At 59.6% G+C, this 17,877-nt stretch carries 17 protein-coding genes and 6 tRNA genes; 13 read left to right on the top strand and 10 right to left on the bottom strand.

Features of this window, described 5'->3' with window-relative positions; all coding sequences use genetic code 11:
- Both ylqF and msrB read right to left on the bottom strand, forming a co-directional pair.
- Positions 1 to 957 carry a ribosome biogenesis GTPase YlqF gene (ylqF, locus tag OP496_RS01155; RefSeq protein WP_280561489.1) on the bottom strand — a complete coding sequence of 319 codons (957 nt, stop codon included), beginning with the start codon at positions 955 to 957 and terminating at the stop codon, positions 1 to 3.
- A 127-nt stretch (positions 958 to 1,084) separates the two neighbouring features.
- A complete protein-coding gene (gene msrB / locus OP496_RS01150; protein WP_280561488.1) occupies positions 1,085 to 1,486 on the bottom strand; it encodes a peptide-methionine (R)-S-oxide reductase MsrB in 402 nt (133 codons plus the stop codon).
- A 212-nt stretch (positions 1,487 to 1,698) separates the two neighbouring features.
- On the opposite strand from msrB, the gene OP496_RS01145 reads away from it, so the two are divergent.
- From OP496_RS01145 to OP496_RS01095, 11 genes are all read left to right on the top strand, one after another.
- Positions 1,699 to 1,774: transfer RNA gene (locus OP496_RS01145), tRNA-Glu, on the top strand.
- Positions 1,775 to 1,797: 23 nt separating this feature from the next.
- Positions 1,798 to 1,872 (top strand) — tRNA-Gly (locus tag OP496_RS01140).
- 82 nt (positions 1,873 to 1,954) lie between these two features.
- Positions 1,955 to 2,030: transfer RNA gene (locus OP496_RS01135), tRNA-Glu, on the top strand.
- A 39-nt stretch (positions 2,031 to 2,069) separates the two neighbouring features.
- Positions 2,070 to 2,144, top strand: a tRNA-Gly gene (locus tag OP496_RS01130).
- Between the two features lie 39 nt (positions 2,145 to 2,183).
- Positions 2,184 to 2,259 (top strand) — tRNA-Glu (locus OP496_RS01125).
- A gap of 127 nt (positions 2,260 to 2,386) precedes the next feature.
- On the top strand, positions 2,387 to 3,349 hold the full coding sequence (locus OP496_RS01120) for an ABC transporter ATP-binding protein (RefSeq protein WP_280561487.1): 963 nt from the start codon (positions 2,387 to 2,389) through the stop codon (positions 3,347 to 3,349).
- On the top strand, positions 3,346 to 4,119 hold the full coding sequence (locus OP496_RS01115; RefSeq protein ID WP_280561486.1) for an ABC transporter permease: 774 nt from the start codon (positions 3,346 to 3,348) through the stop codon (positions 4,117 to 4,119). The genes OP496_RS01120 and OP496_RS01115 overlap by 4 nt, the downstream gene beginning before the upstream one ends.
- Position 4,120: 1 nt before the next feature.
- The gene (queF, locus tag OP496_RS01110) at positions 4,121 to 4,954 is read left to right on the top strand and encodes an NADPH-dependent 7-cyano-7-deazaguanine reductase QueF (protein ID WP_280561485.1); all 834 of its coding nucleotides are present in this window, start codon (positions 4,121 to 4,123) and stop codon (positions 4,952 to 4,954) included.
- Positions 4,955 to 5,037: 83 nt separating this feature from the next.
- Entirely contained in the window at positions 5,038 to 5,598 is a 561-nt protein-coding gene (locus OP496_RS01105; RefSeq protein ID WP_280561484.1) for a nitroreductase family protein, read from the top strand.
- A gap of 26 nt (positions 5,599 to 5,624) precedes the next feature.
- On the top strand, positions 5,625 to 6,104 hold the full coding sequence (locus OP496_RS01100; RefSeq protein ID WP_280561884.1) for a YiiD C-terminal domain-containing protein: 480 nt from the start codon (positions 5,625 to 5,627) through the stop codon (positions 6,102 to 6,104).
- A 106-nt stretch (positions 6,105 to 6,210) separates the two neighbouring features.
- Positions 6,211 to 6,298, top strand: a tRNA-Ser gene (locus OP496_RS01095).
- 68 nt (positions 6,299 to 6,366) lie between these two features.
- Here OP496_RS01095 and OP496_RS01090 read toward each other — a convergent pair.
- Together OP496_RS01090 and OP496_RS01085 are read right to left on the bottom strand one after the other, a co-directional pair.
- Entirely contained in the window at positions 6,367 to 7,443 is a 1,077-nt protein-coding gene (locus OP496_RS01090; RefSeq protein ID WP_280561483.1) for a type I restriction endonuclease, read from the bottom strand.
- 208 nt (positions 7,444 to 7,651) lie between these two features.
- Positions 7,652 to 8,176, bottom strand: coding sequence for a cytochrome b/b6 domain-containing protein (locus OP496_RS01085; RefSeq protein WP_280561482.1), 525 nt, complete (start codon positions 8,174 to 8,176; stop codon positions 7,652 to 7,654).
- A 195-nt stretch (positions 8,177 to 8,371) separates the two neighbouring features.
- Here OP496_RS01085 and OP496_RS01080 point away from each other — a divergent pair, with 195 nt between their 5' ends.
- The gene (locus OP496_RS01080) at positions 8,372 to 9,586 is read left to right on the top strand and encodes an ABC transporter substrate-binding protein (RefSeq protein WP_280561481.1); all 1,215 of its coding nucleotides are present in this window, start codon (positions 8,372 to 8,374) and stop codon (positions 9,584 to 9,586) included.
- A 136-nt stretch (positions 9,587 to 9,722) separates the two neighbouring features.
- Here OP496_RS01080 and OP496_RS01075 read toward each other — a convergent pair whose 3' ends face one another.
- The 6 genes from OP496_RS01075 to OP496_RS01050 all read right to left on the bottom strand — a co-directional run bounded on the left by OP496_RS01075 (position 9,723) and on the right by OP496_RS01050 (position 16,464).
- Positions 9,723 to 10,667, bottom strand: coding sequence for a branched-chain amino acid ABC transporter permease (locus OP496_RS01075; protein ID WP_280561480.1), 945 nt, complete (start codon positions 10,665 to 10,667; stop codon positions 9,723 to 9,725).
- Positions 10,667 to 11,536 (bottom strand): branched-chain amino acid ABC transporter permease, encoded by an 870-nt coding sequence (locus tag OP496_RS01070; protein ID WP_280561479.1) that lies wholly within the window; start codon positions 11,534 to 11,536, stop codon positions 10,667 to 10,669. Before OP496_RS01070 ends, OP496_RS01075 begins: the two co-directional genes overlap by 1 nt.
- Before the next feature lie 3 nt (positions 11,537 to 11,539).
- The gene (locus tag OP496_RS01065) at positions 11,540 to 12,247 is read right to left on the bottom strand and encodes an ABC transporter ATP-binding protein (protein ID WP_280561478.1); all 708 of its coding nucleotides are present in this window, start codon (positions 12,245 to 12,247) and stop codon (positions 11,540 to 11,542) included.
- Positions 12,244 to 13,059 (bottom strand): ABC transporter ATP-binding protein, encoded by an 816-nt coding sequence (locus OP496_RS01060; protein WP_280561477.1) that lies wholly within the window; start codon positions 13,057 to 13,059, stop codon positions 12,244 to 12,246. The genes OP496_RS01065 and OP496_RS01060 overlap by 4 nt, the downstream gene beginning before the upstream one ends.
- A gap of 272 nt (positions 13,060 to 13,331) precedes the next feature.
- Positions 13,332 to 14,846, bottom strand: a complete 1,515-nt coding sequence (locus tag OP496_RS01055; protein ID WP_280561476.1) for a Na+/H+ antiporter NhaC family protein — start codon at positions 14,844 to 14,846, stop codon at positions 13,332 to 13,334.
- A 388-nt stretch (positions 14,847 to 15,234) separates the two neighbouring features.
- Positions 15,235 to 16,464, bottom strand: coding sequence for a multidrug effflux MFS transporter (locus OP496_RS01050; RefSeq protein ID WP_280561475.1), 1,230 nt, complete (start codon positions 16,462 to 16,464; stop codon positions 15,235 to 15,237).
- 332 nt (positions 16,465 to 16,796) lie between these two features.
- Between OP496_RS01050 and OP496_RS01045 the strand changes: the two genes are divergently transcribed.
- Complete coding sequence (locus tag OP496_RS01045; RefSeq protein ID WP_280561474.1) at positions 16,797 to 17,798, top strand: aldo/keto reductase; 1,002 nt, start codon at positions 16,797 to 16,799, stop codon at positions 17,796 to 17,798.
- The last annotated feature ends 79 nt before the right edge of the window (positions 17,799 to 17,877 follow it).

Raw genomic sequence — 17,877 nt, 5'->3', positions numbered from 1 at the left:
TTAGGCCGTGGAGGGTGACTCGTCCAGTGAGGGATCGCTTTCCTCGTGCGCAGGGATGTCGTCCGGCGTCTCCAGCGTCAGGCGCCCGAGCTTGCCATCGCGTAGCTCGTGCAGCAGCACTTCGGCGCCGCGGTGCATGTCGACGACGCCGCCGGCGCGTAAGCCGCCCCGCTTGCCGGCGATGGCCTCAACGATGGCTTGACCATCGAAACCGGTGAGAGCGAGCAGGTCGCGGTGCGGTGGTCCATCGGCCTCAACGCTATCAGCTTCCGGGTTGGGCGTGTAAGCGGGCAACGTTTTGAGCTTGTAGCGTGCCTTGAGCGCCTCCGGATAGCGTTTGGCCAGTTCGGCGGCGGCAACGATGGCGACATCGCTGTACTCCATCGCGGTATCGCGGATCGCGCCGCTGGCTGCCAGGCGATAGGCACTGGCCTGATCCTCGATCTTCGGCCATAGAACACCAGGCGTATCGATCAGCGCGACGCCCCCCTCCAGGCGAATTTTTTGCTGGCGCTTGGTGACCGCCGGTTCGTTACCGGTCTTGGCGAGCTTCTTGCCGGCCAGGCCGTTGATCAGCGTTGACTTGCCGACATTGGGAATGCCCATCACCATCACCCGCACGTCGCGGTCGGTGCGCACATGGCCGGCGAGCTCGTGGCACAGCGCGGAGATGCGCTTCAATTCACGCGATTGGGTCGTGGTCACCGCCAGCGCGCGGATATCGGGCTGGGCGTTGAAGTGTTCCACCCAGCGCTCGGTCTGCTCGGGGTCGGCGAGATCGGCACGCGAGAGCACCTTGAGCACCGGTTTGTGCTCGGTCAACTCGGCCAGCATGGGATTGGCGCTGGAGTAGGGCAGGCGGGCATCGAGGACTTCGAGTACCACGTCTATTTCCGGTAGCGCCTCCGTGATCTGACGGCGGGCTTTGTGCATGTGTCCGGGATACCAACCCAGCATCGTCTTTACTCCAGCTCGAACAAACGGCCGCTTATGGTAGCAGAGCGAAGACCCTTAGCAGAGCGGCGGCCGTGACGAATCTCTTTTCAGATGAAGGGTGACCTGGATAAAAGGCTCTCCAGATGAATTACTCGCCGGGGTGAAAGTCGAGCGATACCGAATTGATGCAATAACGCTGCCCGGTGGTCTCCTGCGGGCCGTCGGGGAACACATGCCCCAGGTGTGCGTCGCAGCGTCGGCACGTGACCTCGACGCGACGCATGCCGTGGGATGTGTCCAAGTGTTCTTCTACGCCGGCATCCGCGAGCGGACGGTCGAAGCTCGGCCAGCCGCATCCGGAATCGAACTTGTGCTCATTCTCGAAGAGTGGAGCGCCGCAACAGATGCAGTGATAAATGCCTTGTACGGATGAGACCTGATGATCGCCGGTGAAAGGACGCTCGGTGCCTTTCTCGCGCGTCACGCGATACTGCTCGGACGTTAACTGCTGCCGCCACTCTTGCTCGCTTTTGTGCGTTTTCTCGCTCATTGTCGCCTCCTGCGTTGCGGGTGCTGTGATACGCCATGCCAAGGCCCTTGAAGGATGCGAAAGACGGTGTGAGCCATGTCGGCAGCGGGCGCTACTTAGTCAATAATATGGGGGTAAAGTGACCATGAGAAAAGGGCGTCATGACAGAGGGTTGACACCTTTGGGGGTGCCCAGTAATATACGCCGCACCTCGACGAGGCGAGTGATGACACGTCCCATTCGTCTAGTGGCCTAGGACACTGCCCTTTCACGGCAGTAACAGGGGTTCGAACCCCCTATGGGACGCCAACTCACCTCGTGTGGCTGGAAATGCGGAAATAGCTCAGCGGTAGAGCATCGCCTTGCCAAGGCGAGGGTCGGGAGTTCGAATCTCCTTTTCCGCTCCAAATTTTGGTAGTAGCTAAATGGTAAGCGAGGGTCGGGAGCTGGTGTGCCAGCCCAGTCGAATCTCCTTCCGCTCCAAAATGCGTCCCATTCGTCTAGTGGTCCAGGACACTGCCCTTTCACGGCAGTAACAGGGGTTCAAACCCCCTATGGGACGCCACTTCCAGCTTGTGGTTGTAGCATCAGTAGTATTTGTGATGCGGGAATAGCTCAGCGGTAGAGCATCGCCTTGCCAAGGCGAGGGTCGGGAGTTCGAATCTCCTTTCCCGCTCCAAATTTTGGTAGCCAAGCATCACTCCTCCTATCTCGATACGTCCCATTCGTCTAGTGGTCCAGGACACTGCCCTTTCACGGCAGTAACAGGGGTTCAAACCCCCTATGGGACACCACTTCGTGTTTTTATAATCTGCCTTGCCACTCAGTGCATCGTTCGAGACATTGATTTTTCTCGATGTGCCCGCATTGTCTGCTGTCTTTGCAAGGTTTTTTCGAATATCAAGAATTTGGGTGCGCCAGATGGCAGAACCAGCACTGTCCATCCGCGGGCTGACCAAGGTCTACGGTAATGGCTTCCATGCCCTCAAGGGCATCGATCTCGATGTCGCCGAAGGCGACTTTTTTGCCTTGCTTGGCCCTAACGGGGCGGGCAAGTCCTCCACGCTAGGGGTCGTGTCGTCCCTGGTGCAGAAGACCGGTGGTAGCGTGCGCGTGTTCGGTATCGATATCGACCGCGACTTCGCCAAGGCCAAGTATCACCTCGGCGTAGTGCCGCAGGAATTCAACTTCAATCAGTTCGAGAAGGTCGAGGACATCGTCCTGACCCAGGCGGGCTACTACGGCATGCCGATGCGCGAGGCCAAGCCTCGCGCCGAGCAGTTACTGCGCGATCTTGGCCTGTGGGACAAGCGCAAGGGCAGCGCGCGCATGCTTTCCGGCGGCATGAAGCGCCGCCTAATGATCGCGCGTGCCTTGATCCATCGCCCGCGCCTGTTGATTCTCGATGAGCCCACCGCCGGGGTGGATATCGAACTGCGTCGCAGCATGTGGGAATTCATGAAGCGCATCAATCGTGAAGGCACCACCATCATCCTCACCACACACTATCTGGAAGAGGCCGAGAGCCTGTGCCGTAACATCGCCATCATCAATCATGGCGATATCGTCCAGAACACCAGCGTGCGTGACCTGCTGGCCCAGCTCAATACCGAGACCTTCCTGCTCGATCTGGCGCATCCGGTCGAGACCGCGCCGACGCTTGAAGGCTTCAGCGTGGAGCGTGTCGATGCCACGCAACTGGCGCTTTCCGTCGCGCGTGGGCAGCGGCTCAACGACGCCTTCGCGCAACTCTCCGCGCAGGGCTTCGAAATCGTCTCGATGCGCAACCGTGCCAACCGTCTGGAGGAGATGTTCGTGTCGATGGTCGAACATGCCAATGCCGAAAGCGGCCGATCCACCGACAAGGTGGAGGTGCGTTCATGAATGCCTGGCAGACATGGATCGCCTTGTGGACGCTGGTGACCAAGGAAGTGCGCCGCTACATGCGTATCTGGCCGCAGACGCTGCTGCCGCCGTCGATCACCATGACCATGTACTTCATCATCTTCGGCAACCTGATCGGCTCGCGCATCGGGCCCATGGACGATATCGACTACATCGATTACATCGTCCCCGGGCTGATCATGATGGCGGTGATCACCAACAGCTATTCCAACGTGGCCTCGAGCTTCTTCTCCAACAAGTTCCAGCGCAGTGTCGAGGAGATGATGGTCTCGCCGATGCCCAACTGGGTGATCCTCTCCGGTTTCGTGGTCGGCGGGGCTTCGCGCGGTCTAGCGGTGGGCTTGATCGTCACCGTGGTGTCAATGTTCTTCACCGACCTCTCGATCCACCATCCCCTAGTGACGATCGCCGTGGTGATCATGACGGCGTTGCTGTTCTCCATCGGCGGCTTCATCAATGCGCTGGTGGCAAACAAGTTCGACGACATATCGATCGTGCCGATCTTCGTGCTGACGCCGCTGACGTATCTGGGCGGGGTGTTCTATTCGATCCACATGCTGCCGAATTTCTGGCAAGGCGTGTCGATGATCAACCCCATCCTGTACATGGTGAACGCCTTCCGTTACGGCATTCTCGGTGTCTCGGACATTCCGGTTGGCGGGGCGCTGGTGGCCATCGCCGTGTTCATCGTCGTGTTTTTCATGGCGGGTCTATGGATGCTCGATCGCGGCAAGGGGATTCGTAGCTGACATGAGCGAATGCGCCGATACTCTCGAGCATGCACCGCTGGGGCGTGAGTCCGCGTATCCCGAGCACTACGATGCCGGCTTTCTGTTTCCGATTCCCCGGCAGGCTAATCGTACGCCGCTGGGGCTCGATGATGCCGCGCTGCCGTTCGAGGGCGCGGATGAATGGCACGCCTTCGAGCTGTCCTGGTTGGATGCAAAGGGCAAGCCGCATGTCGCCGTGGCCCGGTTTCGACTGCCCGCCGATTCGCCCTCGCTGATCGAATCGAAGTCCTGGAAGCTGTATCTCAACAGCTTCAACCAGACACGTTTTGACAGTCGCGCGGCGGTGGCCGACACGCTCGAGCGTGACCTGGCGCAGGCGGCGGGCGCGCCGGTCTCGGTGGCCTTGTTCGGCGTCGAAGACGAGGCGCTGATCCCGCGTGCGCTGCCCGGCGAGTGCCTGGACGATCTCGACGTGAGCATCGAGCACTACACGCCGACGCCTGATCTGATCGAAGCGGGCGAAGAGATCGTCGAAGAAACGCTGCACTCGCATTTGCTCAAGTCCAACTGCCCGGTGACGGGCCAGCCCGACTGGGGAAGCGTGCTGATTCGGTATCGTGGCCCCAGGCTGGAGCGCCAGGCCTTGCTCAAGTATTTGATCTCCTATCGACAGCATCAGGACTTTCACGAGCACTGCGTCGAGCACCTGTTCGTCGATCTGATGGCGCGGGCCAACCCGGAACGACTGCTGGTCATGGCGCGCTACGTGAGGCGCGGTGGGCTGGATATCAGCCCCTGGCGGGGTACGCCCGGCGAGCGGCCGCCCTTGCCACTCCGACTGGCTCGTCAGTGAGCATGCAACCCGACGCCATGCATTGAACACAGGCGGCTTCGACCGCACATTATTACCCTATTCAGACGGCCAAGGAGATGCTCATGGATGCCATGACCTTACTGCACGAGCGCAGCTCGATGGGAAAACTGGCCGCGCCTGCCCCTGATCGCGATCAACTGGACGCACTGTATCGCGCCGCCTTGCGAGCGCCCGACCATGACACCTTGACGCCTTGGCGGTTCATCGAATTCTCCGGTGAAGGACTCGACCGGCTGGGCGAGCTTTACGCCAAGGCCGAGCAGCGTCTCAATCCGCACATCGACGACGGACATCTCGACGCCGCGCGCAAGAAGCCCAAACGTGCGCCGTTGTTGATCGCGGTGATCGCCAAGGTCATGCCCGATCACCCCAAGGTGCCGCGTATCGAACAGGTGCTTTCCGCAGGCTGTGCGGCGTATGGCATCCTGCTTGCCGCGCAGGCGCAAGGCCTGGGCGCCATGTGGCGCACCGGCCACTACGCCTTCGATCCCACCGTACGTGAAGGCCTCGGTCTCGCCGATGACGACGAACTGGTCGGCTTTCTGTACCTCGGCCAGATGGGTGGACGCCACAAGCCACTGCCCGAGCGCGATCCCGAAGAGTTCGTCGAGCGTTGGTCGTGAGCGAGACAGTGCGTCAGCCGGGGGTAATGCATCCCCGCTTGCCGTTGCCTGAGGCAAGCGACGGGGAAGACCTCGAAACTTTTTTCGCCTGGTTGCGCGAGGCGATTCCCCAAGTCGCGCATTACGGCATCCAACAGCCCGCCTGGAATGATTCAACACTCAGTTGGCGGGTAGCGCTGGCTGACAACCTCAACGATAAAGGCACCGGCTTCGGCGGCGCGCTTGCCGGCGAAACCACCTTGCTTGGCTGGTGCTGGACCACACTATGGCTACGTACCCGGGGCAGGGTGCAAGACGTGGTGATCGCCGAAGGCCAGCAACGATTTCTCGCCCCCGTGACGACTGACTACTATATGCAGTGCTTTCCCCTCGAAGCCGACGGCATTGCCAGGCTTGATACCGCGCTCACCGAGAAGGGGCGAGGGCGGATCAAGCTCGTACAGCGTGTCTACTGTGGTGACACCCTCTGCATGGAAGCTCAAGGCCGCTACGCGGTACTCAAGTGATTCCCCGCCGAGACGGAAAATCGCTTGCAAAACAGCACTTAGCTCGATAGTATGTGCGCCGTTCTGACGGACAAGGCCGACGCCATTCGGCGGAACGACAATTTGCGGAGGGGTGTCCGAGTGGTCGAAGGAGCGCGCCTGGAAAGCGTGTAAGTCGAAAGGCTTCGAGGGTTCGAATCCCTCCCCCTCCGCCAGAATTTAAAAAGCCGCTGAGCCATCAGCGGCTTTTTTGTGCCTGACTTTTGGAAAGGCTATGGGCCTTTTATTCGAGATATTCGCTCACAGTCTTTTTCAGTTGGTCCTTGTACTGAAAGAGGTCGCTGACGGAGTCTATCTCGATGCGGCTTTCTTGTTTGTCGCTGAAGAAGCCCACCCGTTTGACGGACTTCGCGTTGAAGTGAAAGCGGCAGATGGGCTTGCGGTTGTTGTCGTCGAGGAGCACTGCGCAGTAGGACTTCGCATCGCGCATGGCGATACGGCTGACATCGACCTGTTCTGCGAGCAGTGATCGAACAATATTATAGGCGTCGATCTCTTCTTGGGTGGTAATGATCCCATCATCATCAGGCTCGGGCTCTTGCGATGCACTTTCGGGAGTCGAGGTAGGGTGGGGCGCATCAGTATCGTTGCTGGCCAGAGCGCCACGTAGTCGTTGGGCGACTTGCTCTTTGATATAGAGCTTGCCCGCTTCCTTGATTATCGGCGTGAATTCTTCGACCACTTGCCGTGTCTGGCGGCCCTCGTAGATCTTGCCCACTACGAACTTGACGAATTCTTCCGGGGTGTCTCGGAAAACTTCACCAATGGCCTGTTTGGCAAGGTTGGTGTACTTGAGCCGGTTGGCCGTACTCAGAATGGCATCAACATCAAAATTGGGCTTGGTGAATTTCTGAAGCTCGTCGATATCCTGTTCGTTAAAGTCTTCCAAGTTGAAAGTGAAAAAGGGGCGGGTGTCCAGCTTGTTCTCGGAGTCCAGATCAGAATAGAAACGGTACTCAAAGCCGTTCGTCAAGATGGCGAATTTGGCATCCGTGCAAGCAAAGTAGCGGTAGAGTTGGTTGTACTGAACGTTGGCGAGGTTGGTGCCTAAGGGCTTACATTCCATGAGAATCGAAATGTTGCCATCTGCGCGGATGGCGTAATCTACCTTTTCACCCTTCTTGGTGCCTACATCTGCTGTGAATTCTGGCACTACCTCTCGGGTGTCAAAGGGGTCATACCCAAGCGAGCTGATGAAGGGAAGCACTAAAGCCGTCTTGGTCGCTTCCTCGTTCTTGATGTGTTCGACCTGTTCCTCACCACGACGTGCAATGCCGTACAGCTTTTCGCTAAAGTCCATGATGCCTCCCTGCGTTTAGTTTTTGGTGTATAAGCAATCTTACACTACTCGACTTTTCCTGCCCTTACCAAAAGACCAAAGTCAAATAAGAGCCTCGTTTTGGCTATTTCCTTGCTTTTATTTGGATGGCCAAGCACGGCCGCTGATTTGGCATCGGCAGGGAGGTGGTCCGTCAGGGGAGAATAGAACGGTACGATACCGTGAACGTTTAGCGCCCGATCATCCGGTGTAGCGTGTCGTCGCGCCTAATCAACCGGTGATAACCCGCCATGACGATATGTCCGGTCACCAGCGTGGAGAGGAACCAGGAAAGAGGCACATGGATTTGGCCGAATGCGGCGGCCCAGGGCACATCGGCGTCGGTCCAATACGCCGTATCGAATACAGAGATGCCGTAGCCCGATCCCCAAGTGGATGCCATACCCGACAGCGGCATTAGCAACAGCACCAGATACATCAGCGCGTGACCCCATATCGCCACCTTTTGCAGTGCGCCACGGTGCTCTGGCCGGTGCCTGAGTTGCGAGATGGCCCATAGCGTACGTATGGCCATCAAGGCGAGAATGCCGACGCCAATGGTCGTATGCCACTGCACGACACCCTGACTGTAGACGTTCCCCTCCCACAGGATATTGAAGAACACGCTGGTCAGTTGAAGGATGACCAGAATCGCGATGAGCCAGTGCAGGCATCGCGTGATGCTGCCGTAGTGGCTGGGTGAGTCACTCAACATGGCGCAAGCTCTTATTAACGATAATGTTTCATTTTCTCATCTTTGGGTTCGGATTTCCTCATCGATGTTCTCTCTTCTCGGTGCTTTGTCTAATGTCAGCGATCCGCTTATGCTGGACGTCGGGTTGATAGCAGCATGCAGGGTCATACCCGCCGAACAATGAACAATCAAGGTCTGCAAAAGGAGTCCTCTGCAATGACCGTCAAGAAACCGCTTATCGGTGCCATTTCCGCCGTGGCCTTGGCCACCAGCATTTCCGCTTTTGCCGAACCGCTCAAGATCGGTGTGCTGGTGCCGCTGACCGGCGATTTGCAAAGCTATGGCGAACCCGCGCTCAAGGCAGCGCAACTTGCCGCCAAGGAGATCAATGCCGCTGGCGGCGTGCTCGGCGAAGACGTTGCGCTCAGCAGTGGCGACACCCAGACCTCACCGCAGCCAGGTGTCGCTGCGGCTCAGAAGCTGGTTAATATCGAAGGTGTCGATGCGATCTTCGGCGCGCTTTCAAGCGGTGTCACTATTCCTGTGGCACAAAGCGTCTCCAAGACCGAGCAGATACCGCAGATCAGCAGTGCCTCGACCTCGCCGGTGATCACTTCGCTGGACGACGATGATTTTCTCTTTCGTACCGTGCCGTCGGATGCCTTTCAGGGCGTAGCGCTCTCTGAGGTGACTAAAGAGAAAGGCTACGACAACGTAAGCATCATCTATATCAACAACGACTATGGCAAAGGGCTTGCCGACGCCTTCACCGGCGCTTTCGAAAAAGCGGGCGGTACCGTTTCTGCGACGGTAGCCTACGAGCAGGGCCAGGCGGCCTATCGCGGTGAACTGCAGCAGGCGGCCAGCGACGACGCGGAGGCGCTGGTATTGGTCGGCTACCCTGAGAACGGCCAGACCATCCTGCGTCAGTCGCTGGAAGGCGGGTTCTTCAAGAACTTCGTGTTCACCGACGGCATGAAGGCTCCCGAGCTGGTCGACAACCTGGGCGCGCAATACCTCGAGGGTTCGGTGGGCACGGTGCCGCAGGCCCGCGACGACTCGCCGGGGGCGCAGCACTTCAACAGCGCCTACGAGAGCGAATACGGCTCGCTACCGCCCAAGCCTTATCTGGATACCGCTTATGACGCCTTCTATCTGTTGTCGCTGGCGGCTCAGGCGGCTGGCTCCACCGACAGCGTGGCGATTCGCGATCAGCTGCGCGCGGTTGCCAATCCGCCGGGCGAGCAGGTCGGTCCGGGTGAATTCGAGAAAGCCGTCAACTTGCTCGAGGAAGGCCAGAAGATCGATTACGAGGGCGCTGCCGGTTCGGTCAACTTCGACGACAACGGCGACGTACCGGGGACCTTCGGCGAGTGGACCTTCAAAGATGGCGAAGTGGTTACTAACAGGATTTTCGAACCCAAGATGTGATCGCTCGTTAAGTGGTCGGTGACGTGACGGTCTTTCCAGCAGTACTCATGCAACGCCCGGCCTATGCCGGGCGTTGTCTTTACAGAGCAGTCGTTACAGCGCAAAAGCCGGTAGTGCGTCGCCGGCGCGCTGGTATTCAGCGCTTTCTGGCGATCAACTTGGGCGGCTTCTCGGGCAGGATACCCTCGGGGCGCAGCACCAGAATCACCTGCAATAGTACTCCGATCAATAGGACGCGCAGGGCCGCAGCCTGAGTGGCGTGCTCGGAGGGTAGCAACCCGGTGAGCAGGTCAGTACCCGACCATACGCCCCACACCACGATGGCACCGAGGATCGCGCCGCGGTTGTTGCCGCTGCCGCCGGCGATCAGCATCACCCAGACCAGGAAGGTGCCGTAGAGCGGCATGAACGCCTCAGGACTCAAGAAGCCAAAGAAGTGGGCATAGAGCCCGCCGCCCAGCCCCATGATCGCCGAACCTAGGACGAACGCCTGCAACCGGAAGCCGGCGATGGATTTACCCGCCGCCGCGGTGGCTGGCTCGTTCTCGCGAATGGCGCGTAGCACACGACCCCAGGGCGAGGCGTAGGCGCGCTCGACCAGGAAATATACCCCGGCGACGAATAGCGCGACGATCACCAAATAGGCGAACCCACTGTCCAGTACGGTGCCGGCCAGAGGTCGGTCGATACCGGCGATGCCGCGTACGCCGTTGGTTAGCCAATCCTCGTTCTTGACGAACAGGCGAACCATTTCGGCGATGCCGATCGAGGCGATGGCCAGGTAGTCGGTACGCAGCCGCGCGGTGATAAGACCGACGATCAAGCCGAGCACGGTCGAGGCGATGATGGCGCCGAGCAGGCCGACCAGAAACGGCATGCCGAAGCCGCCTAGGTAGGCGGGGCTCGACGGCGTGGTGAGGATCGCGCTGGTATAAGCGCCGACTGCAAAGAAGCCGGCGATACCGATGTTGAACTGGCCGGTAAATCCCCACTGCATGTTGAGGCCCAGCGCAAGTACAGCGTAGACACCAGCGAAGGTCAGAAACGAGGTCAGGTATGAGGCGATGTTTGTGAGTTCCATCACACGGTCCCCTTGAAGATGCCCTGTGGACGCAAGATCAACATGCCGACCATGATCGCGAAGGCCACGGCGGGTTTATAGGCGGCGGGAATCAGCAGCGTCGACATCTCCATCGACACACCGATGATCATGCCGCCGGCGATGGCGCCGTAGGGTCGGCCGATGCCGCCGAGAATCGCCGCTGCGAACACCGATAGTAGCGTGGTCCAGCCCATCATTGGGTGCAGGCGTGTGTCGATGCCCAGGAACACGCCGGCCGCAGCCGCCAGTGCGCCGCCGATCACCCAGGTGACCACGATGACGCGCTCGGCGGGAATGCCCGAAATCAGCGCCAGATCCATGTTGTCGGACATCGCGCGCATTGCCTTGCCCAGCCGAGTACGTGTGAGGAACAGATGCACGCTGGCGACCAGGCCCAGCGAGATCAGCATGATCCACAGATGATCGGGCTTGAGCCGCAGTCCGCCCAGCCAGTCGAGCTGCCACGGAAACTGGATGCCCGAGGTGTAGGTCTGGTTGTCGGACCCCCAGATCAGCTGTACCAGGCTGCGCAGGATCAACGCCATGCCGAACGAGGCGATCAGCAAGATGACCGGCTGGGTACGGCGAATGCGCCGGTAGAGCACCTGGTCGATGAATACCGCGACCACGGCCATGCCGACCATTGCCGCGGGCAGCGCCCACCATGCACTCAGCCCGAACGCCGATATGAATGCCAGCCCCAGATAGGCGCCGAGGGTCATGAAATCGCCATGCGCGAAATGTGCGAAGCGCAGGATGCCGAAGATCATCGACACGCCGATCGCGCCCATGGTCAGGACACTGCCCAGCACCAGGCCGTAGACGAGCAGTTGCAGAATATCGATCATGGTTCAGCCTCCCAGGAACATTTCGGCGACTTCCGGGTTGGCCAACAGGTTGGGACCGGTGTCTTCGTGGCGGTTACTACCGGTGGCCAGCACGTAGCCTCGGCTGGCGATGGACAGTGCCTGTTTGGCATTCTGTTCGACCATCAGCACACCGATGCCCTGGGCATTGATCTCCTTGATGCGTTCGAAGGTCTCGTCGATCAGCAGCGGCGAGAGGCCGGCGGTGGGTTCGTCGAGCATCAAAAGCTGCGGGTCGATCATCAGCGCGCGGCCCATGGCGACCATCTGGCGTTCGCCGCCGGACATCAGCCCTGCTTGCTGGCGGCGCCGCTCGGCGAGTTTGGGGAACAGCGTATAGACCTTGTCGAGACGTTTGGACAGATCGCCTTTCATCAGGTAGGCGCCCATCTCGAGATTCTCGCGCACGGTAAGCGACGGAAAGACGTTCTTCTCCTGGGGGACATAGGCGATACCGCGGCGTACCATTTGTTCGGGCTTGGCATTAGTGATGGTCTCGCCGCGGTAGCGGACTTCGCCTGCGCGGATGCGCAGCAGGCCGAACACCGCTTTCATGGCGGTGGACTTGCCGGCGCCGTTGGGGCCGACGATGACCACGATTTCGTCGGTCTCCACGCGCAGATTGGTGCCCTGGAGGATGTCGGCACTGCCATAGCCGCCGTAGAGGCCCTTGGCTGCGAGCAGACTGCTCATGAGGGCTCTCCTTGATCCGTTGCAGGCTTGCTGGTCGTTTCGCCCATCCGGCCGCTGGCACCGCCGCCGAGGTAGGCTTCGCGGACCTCCTCGTCCTGGCGCAGCACCTCCATCGAGCCGGAGGCGATAAGCTCGGCATTGGCCATCACGTGAACCGGCTCGCAGAGTGCCGAGATCAGATCCATGTCGTGCTCGATGACGCAGAAGGTGTAGCCGCGTTCGCGGTTGAGGCGCAGGATCGCCTCGCGAATCTTGCCGAGCAGGGTGCGGTTGACGCCGGCACCGGGTTCGTCGAGAAGTACCACCTTGGCGTCGGTCATCATCGTGCGGCCCAGATCGAGAAGCTTCTTCTGACCGCCCGACAGATTGCCTGCCAGCTCGTCGGCGACGTGGGTGATCTCGAGAAACTTGAGTACGTCGTCGACGCGGTCCAGCACCTCACTGTCCTGTTGTTTGACCTTGCCCCAGCGCAGCCAGGTCTTGAACAGGTTCTCGCCGCTCTGGCCGGTCGGCACCACCATCAGATTTTCGCGCACCGTCATGCGCGAAAATTCATGGGGGATCTGAAACGTGCGTACCACGCCGCGGTGAAATAGCGTGTGCGGCGGCAGGCCGGTGATGTCCTGGCCGTCGAGCAGTACGCGGCCGCTGGAAGGGGGAAAGAGTCCAGCGACGATATTGAACAGAGTACTCTTGCCGGCCCCGTTGGGGCCGATCAGCCCGGTGATACTGCCCTGCGTCACCTCGAAGGAAACGCCCCGCACGGCCTGCAGGCCGCCGAACGCCTTGGAGACGTTGTCGATTCGAATCAAGGAAGTGTTCCTCGTAAGCGTCTTGTTGTGTTTGTGTGCGCGCGGAAATTAGCGGGAGGGTATTGCGCCTCGCCCACCTTGCCGGCAACGCTTTTCACGGATCGATGGTGCGATGTGGGTCGTCGCCATACCTTACAGCGCGACGTACAGGTTTATAGACCAAAGCATCACGCAATGGCCTGTGTCACGCAACGATATAATCGAGTCTATCAGGCTCTTGATATCGACGTCATGCCTGCCTGGCGGGCCGCCCCAGGGGCGGCCCGCTCGCGTTAGGTGCGTCTCGAGGCCAAGAACTTGATGACCACGGCCTGGAGGACCAGGCCTATAGCCAACAAGATATAGGGAGACGCGATGATGATCGTCCCCAGGTAGAGCAGTGCGCTCACGGAAGCCGGAACGAGCGCATAGGGGATCTGGGTCTTGACGTGTGCAACGTGGTCGGAGCCGGAGAAGATCGAGGCCATCACGGTCGTGTCCGAGATGGGAGAGCAGTGATCGCCGAAGATCGAGCCGGAGAAGATGGCGCCGATCGCCATGCTCACGAGCGTCATGTCGCCGATGTTGTATGCCAGGGGGACACCGATCGGCGTCAGAATCGCCATGGCACCCCAGGAACTGCCGGTCGAGAAGGATATTACCATGGCGATGGCGAAAATGAGGATCGGCAATAGCGTCGGCGATAGCCAGCTCTCCGTCGCTGCTATGACATGATCACCGGTTTCGAGCGCGCCGGTGACGGTGCCGATCGACCAGGCCAACACCATGATGACCAGTGCCGGCAGCATGGTCTTGAAGCCAGCCAGCAAGGTGTTTTCGCAGGCCTCCAGCGATTGGCGCTGAAGCAGCGCCATGACGATCCCGACGACGACCATCGCGAAAGCGGCCCAACTGAGTGAGACACTGACATCGGTATCCGCGATCGCCTCCATCAGCGGCTTGCCTTCGCTGCCGCCGCCTGTGTACCAGAGTGCCCAGCAAGCGACGCCGATGAGTACCACAAGCGGGATCAAGAAATTCCAGACGCGCCCCCGGCCTTCGGGTACATCCCCCAGGTCTTCTTCGACGCTAGATAGCGGGTTGTCGCCGGGGGCGACGAGTTCGCCGGTTTTTTGCGCGCGATGCTCGGCGCGCTTCATGGGGCCAAAGTCGCCCATGATGAGGATCATGGGCACCGAGGCGAGGCAAAGCAGGGCGTAAAAATTCCAGGGAATCGATTGCAGAAAGGTCCAGTAAGGTTGTTCGCTAGTCAAGCTGAGCACGGCGAACGCGCCAGCGATGAGCGAGACCTGGTAACCGATCCAGTCGGAGACGGGACCTAGGGTCGCCATCGGCGCGGACGTTGCGTCGATGGTCCAGGCCAGCTTTTCCCTCGAGATGTTGTGCCTGGCCGTCAGGTCGCGCGAGGCATTCCCCACGATGACCGAATTGACGTAGTCGTTGAAAAAGATCACGACACCCAGCAGCCAGGTGAGAAGGAGAGAACCTCTCGAGGAGGAAACCTTGCCGGCAAGCCACTTGGCCAAGGCCTGGGAACCACCGGTGGTATGCATGAAGGCAGCACCAGCGCCGAGCAAGGAGACAAGGACGAGGAATCGTGCGTTCCATTCATCGGTCATCACCTCCGCGAACCAGTCGAACGTCTGGCCGACGGCGGCAATCGGGTTGCCTGCGACGATCCAGGCGCCCAGCAAAATGCTCAAGAAGAGCGAGATGTTGACCCGGCGGGTAAGCAGGGCCAGCACGACGGCGGCGATGGGCGGAGCGAGCGATATTAGAGCATCCATTCGATCTATCACTTTTGTCGTTGGCGGGTGCGTGTCAGGACAGGCGTTAGCCAGTAGACCGATCTCCAGTCCATGTTCCTTTTTTAATCTCTCCCGTTGTAGCAGCAGTCACGAAACAGTGTCGATATTCAAGTACCGAAAAGCTCCATGGCGCTGGGATTTTGCCACCAAACCTTGGATTCACTGTAGCCATCTTGCCTGCCGTCTCGAGATTGATGCGGTGCTGTGAGTGATAATGCCTGTAGGGTGGGGCATATCATATCTCCTGTGACGGTGAAGAAGCCCGGGGAGGGCTTGACTCACAGGAGTGATAGAGATTTTAAAGTTTTTTCACTGGTCTGCTCTCATACCATGAACAGCCCTTGTGTCTCCCTACACTGTTCGTGACTCAACTCTTTGCTTGGCGATCGAAACGCAATGCGGCTCTCAGCGCTATCTGCCCGATAATGGCAGCTGTGGCCAGCACCATGGCCGCTGCCTGAGCCGGATTGTCACCCAGCCCGGCGAGCGCGGTACACAGAGCACCGATACCCATCTGGGCAAACCCGTAGAGGCCAGCGGCCGAGCCCACGACCTTGGGGTTGATGCTGACAGCCAGTGTCAGTGCCGTCGGTCCGGTCATGCCCACGCCCAGCGTGAAAAGTAGCATCGAAGCTTCGAGGGTAATGACGGATGCCCAGCCGGCGAACACTATGACCAGCATCGAAATGCCTCCGGCCAGGCTCAGCAGGCTCGCCGACAGCATCAGTCGAGACAGCCCGATACGATGAGTGGTGCGATTAGTGATGAAATTGCCCAACGAGATACTCAGAATCAGCAGCGAGAGATAATACGCCACGTGACTCGCTGGCTTTCCCAGTTGTTCGACGAAGATGAATGGCGCCGAGGCCACAAAGGCAAACATGGCCGTGGTGGCGCAGCCGCCTCCTATTGCATAGCCGATGAAAGCGGGAGAGCGAATCAAGGTGTGATACTCATGGGCTAGACCGGGCAGGTTAACGCGACCTGTAGCTTGTGCAGTTTCCGGCATCAATCGCCATACGAATAGCAGGTTACCGATCCCCATCAGACACAGCGCCAGGAGTACACTACGCCAGCCCAGCGTGATGGTTAGCATGCTCCCGATCAGCGGCGCCAACGCTGGGCCGATGGCCACCACCAGATTGAGCACCGCTAGCCGTTGTACGGCGCGGTCCGGGGCGGCAGTATCGCGGATCATGGCGCGCCCTAAAGCCAGGCCTGCGCATCCGCCGAATGCTTGAAAGAACCGGGCCGTTATCAGCGTTTCGACGCTCTGAGCCTGCCAGGCGATGATGCCAGCGACGCTATAGATCAACATGCCCAGCATCAGCGCGGGTCTTCTACCTAGCGCATCGGAAAGCGGCCCGTAGAAGAGCTGGCCGAGCGCCAGCCCTAGAATGTAGAGACTGATCGTCAACTGCATCTGGGCGTTGTCAGCGTGCAAGGCTTCACCGGCGACAGGTAGCGACGGCACGAAGATATGCATGGCCAATGTGCCGGCCAGCGTGATGAGCACCAGCATCCATAGCGCTGGCACTGCACGTGCAGAAGTGGTTTGTTCGGCGGAGTTAGATGTCGAAGTGGCAGGGTCGGTCACGAAGCGCCTCGTGAAGATGAAATGAGAGTCTGCGAGAATTAAATAGCATGATAGCCATTAGCACCTTACGCGAATTGGCGTTGTATGACTATTTGACCAAAGCCTCGCAAGTGTTCGAGGGCGGCTTCTCGAGGGAAAATCCTGCTTCTTTTGCCGAGGGGTTGAGTCCAGTAGTTTTCTTAGGTTCTGCGCTTCAGAAGGTGGGGGCGTCCGGCGCTTTGAGTCCTGAGTTCGAAGAATAACGAAGCCCTTTTCGCCGTTATATTGCTAAGCTGTGTGTCTGTCATCCAGGCTGCTACTCAGTCTTTTACCCGTTTTACAAGGATTCTCCCATGCCGAATGTATTGTCTCTTCTTGCAGAGGTTGCGTCGCCGAGCGTCGGACTTGGCTGCATGAACCTGTCCCATGGCTACGGGACGCCGGTGCCGGATGCCGAGGGCGTGCGGGCGTTGCAGGCGGCATTCGAGATGGGCTATCGCCATTTCGATACTGCGACGCTTTATGGCGCGACGGCGAATGAGTCGCTGGTGGGCAAGGCGCTCGAGGGGCGGCGCGATCAGGTGCTGCTGGCTAGCAAGTGCGGCATGGCGATCGATCCGGCGCTGGGCCGTAAGGTGATCGATGGGCGCCCCGAGACGCTGCGTCGCCAGTGCGAGGCGAGCTTGCAGCGCCTGCGAACCGACCGGCTGGATCTCTATTACCTGCATCGTATGGATCGCCAGGTGCCCATCGAGGAGAGTGTCGGGGCATTGGGGCGGTTGGTCGAGGAGGGCAAGCTGCGTGCGGTGGGCCTGTCTGAGATCTCTGCCGAGACGCTGCGCCGTGCTCATGCCGAGTATCCGGTGGCGGCGGTGCAGTCGGAATATTCGCTATGGACGCGTAACCCCGAGATCGCCTTGCTCGAGGCATGTCGCGAACGGGGTACCACGCTGGTGGCGTTCAGCCCGCTGGGCCGGGGTTTTCTGGCGGATGCAGTGCCGGATCCGACGCGTCTGGAAGAAAACGACATGCGCCGTGGCATGCCCCGTTTCAGTGACGAGTACTACCCGCACAATCAGCGTCTGTTGGCGGATTTCACTGCGCTGGCCGATGAGCTGGAGATAACGCCAGGACAGTTGGCGCTGGCGTGGGTAAAGGCGCAGGGGAGCGATATCGTGCCCATTCCAGGCACGCGTGATGTCGCACACATGCGTGAGAACCTGGCAGCGGAGACGTTGCGATTGGATGCTGCCTCGCTCGAAAAGTTGGGCGCGATGATGACGCCCGATCAAGTGCGTGGCGGACGCTACAGCGATGCGCAGCAGGCGGATATCGATACTGAGGAATTCGCCTGATGACGAGGCGTCCCACGCGATGCGTTTAGCGCACAAGTCGTGTCAGTAATATCTGACAGGCAAATTTTTGCCCAGGCTC

This window comes from Chromohalobacter sp. 48-RD10 (genome assembly GCF_029889785.1).
In the GTDB taxonomy this organism is placed as follows: Bacteria; Pseudomonadota; Gammaproteobacteria; order Pseudomonadales; family Halomonadaceae; genus Chromohalobacter.
The sequence above is the reverse complement of the archived record's forward strand: the minus strand, read 5'-3'. Positions and strand labels throughout refer to the sequence as shown.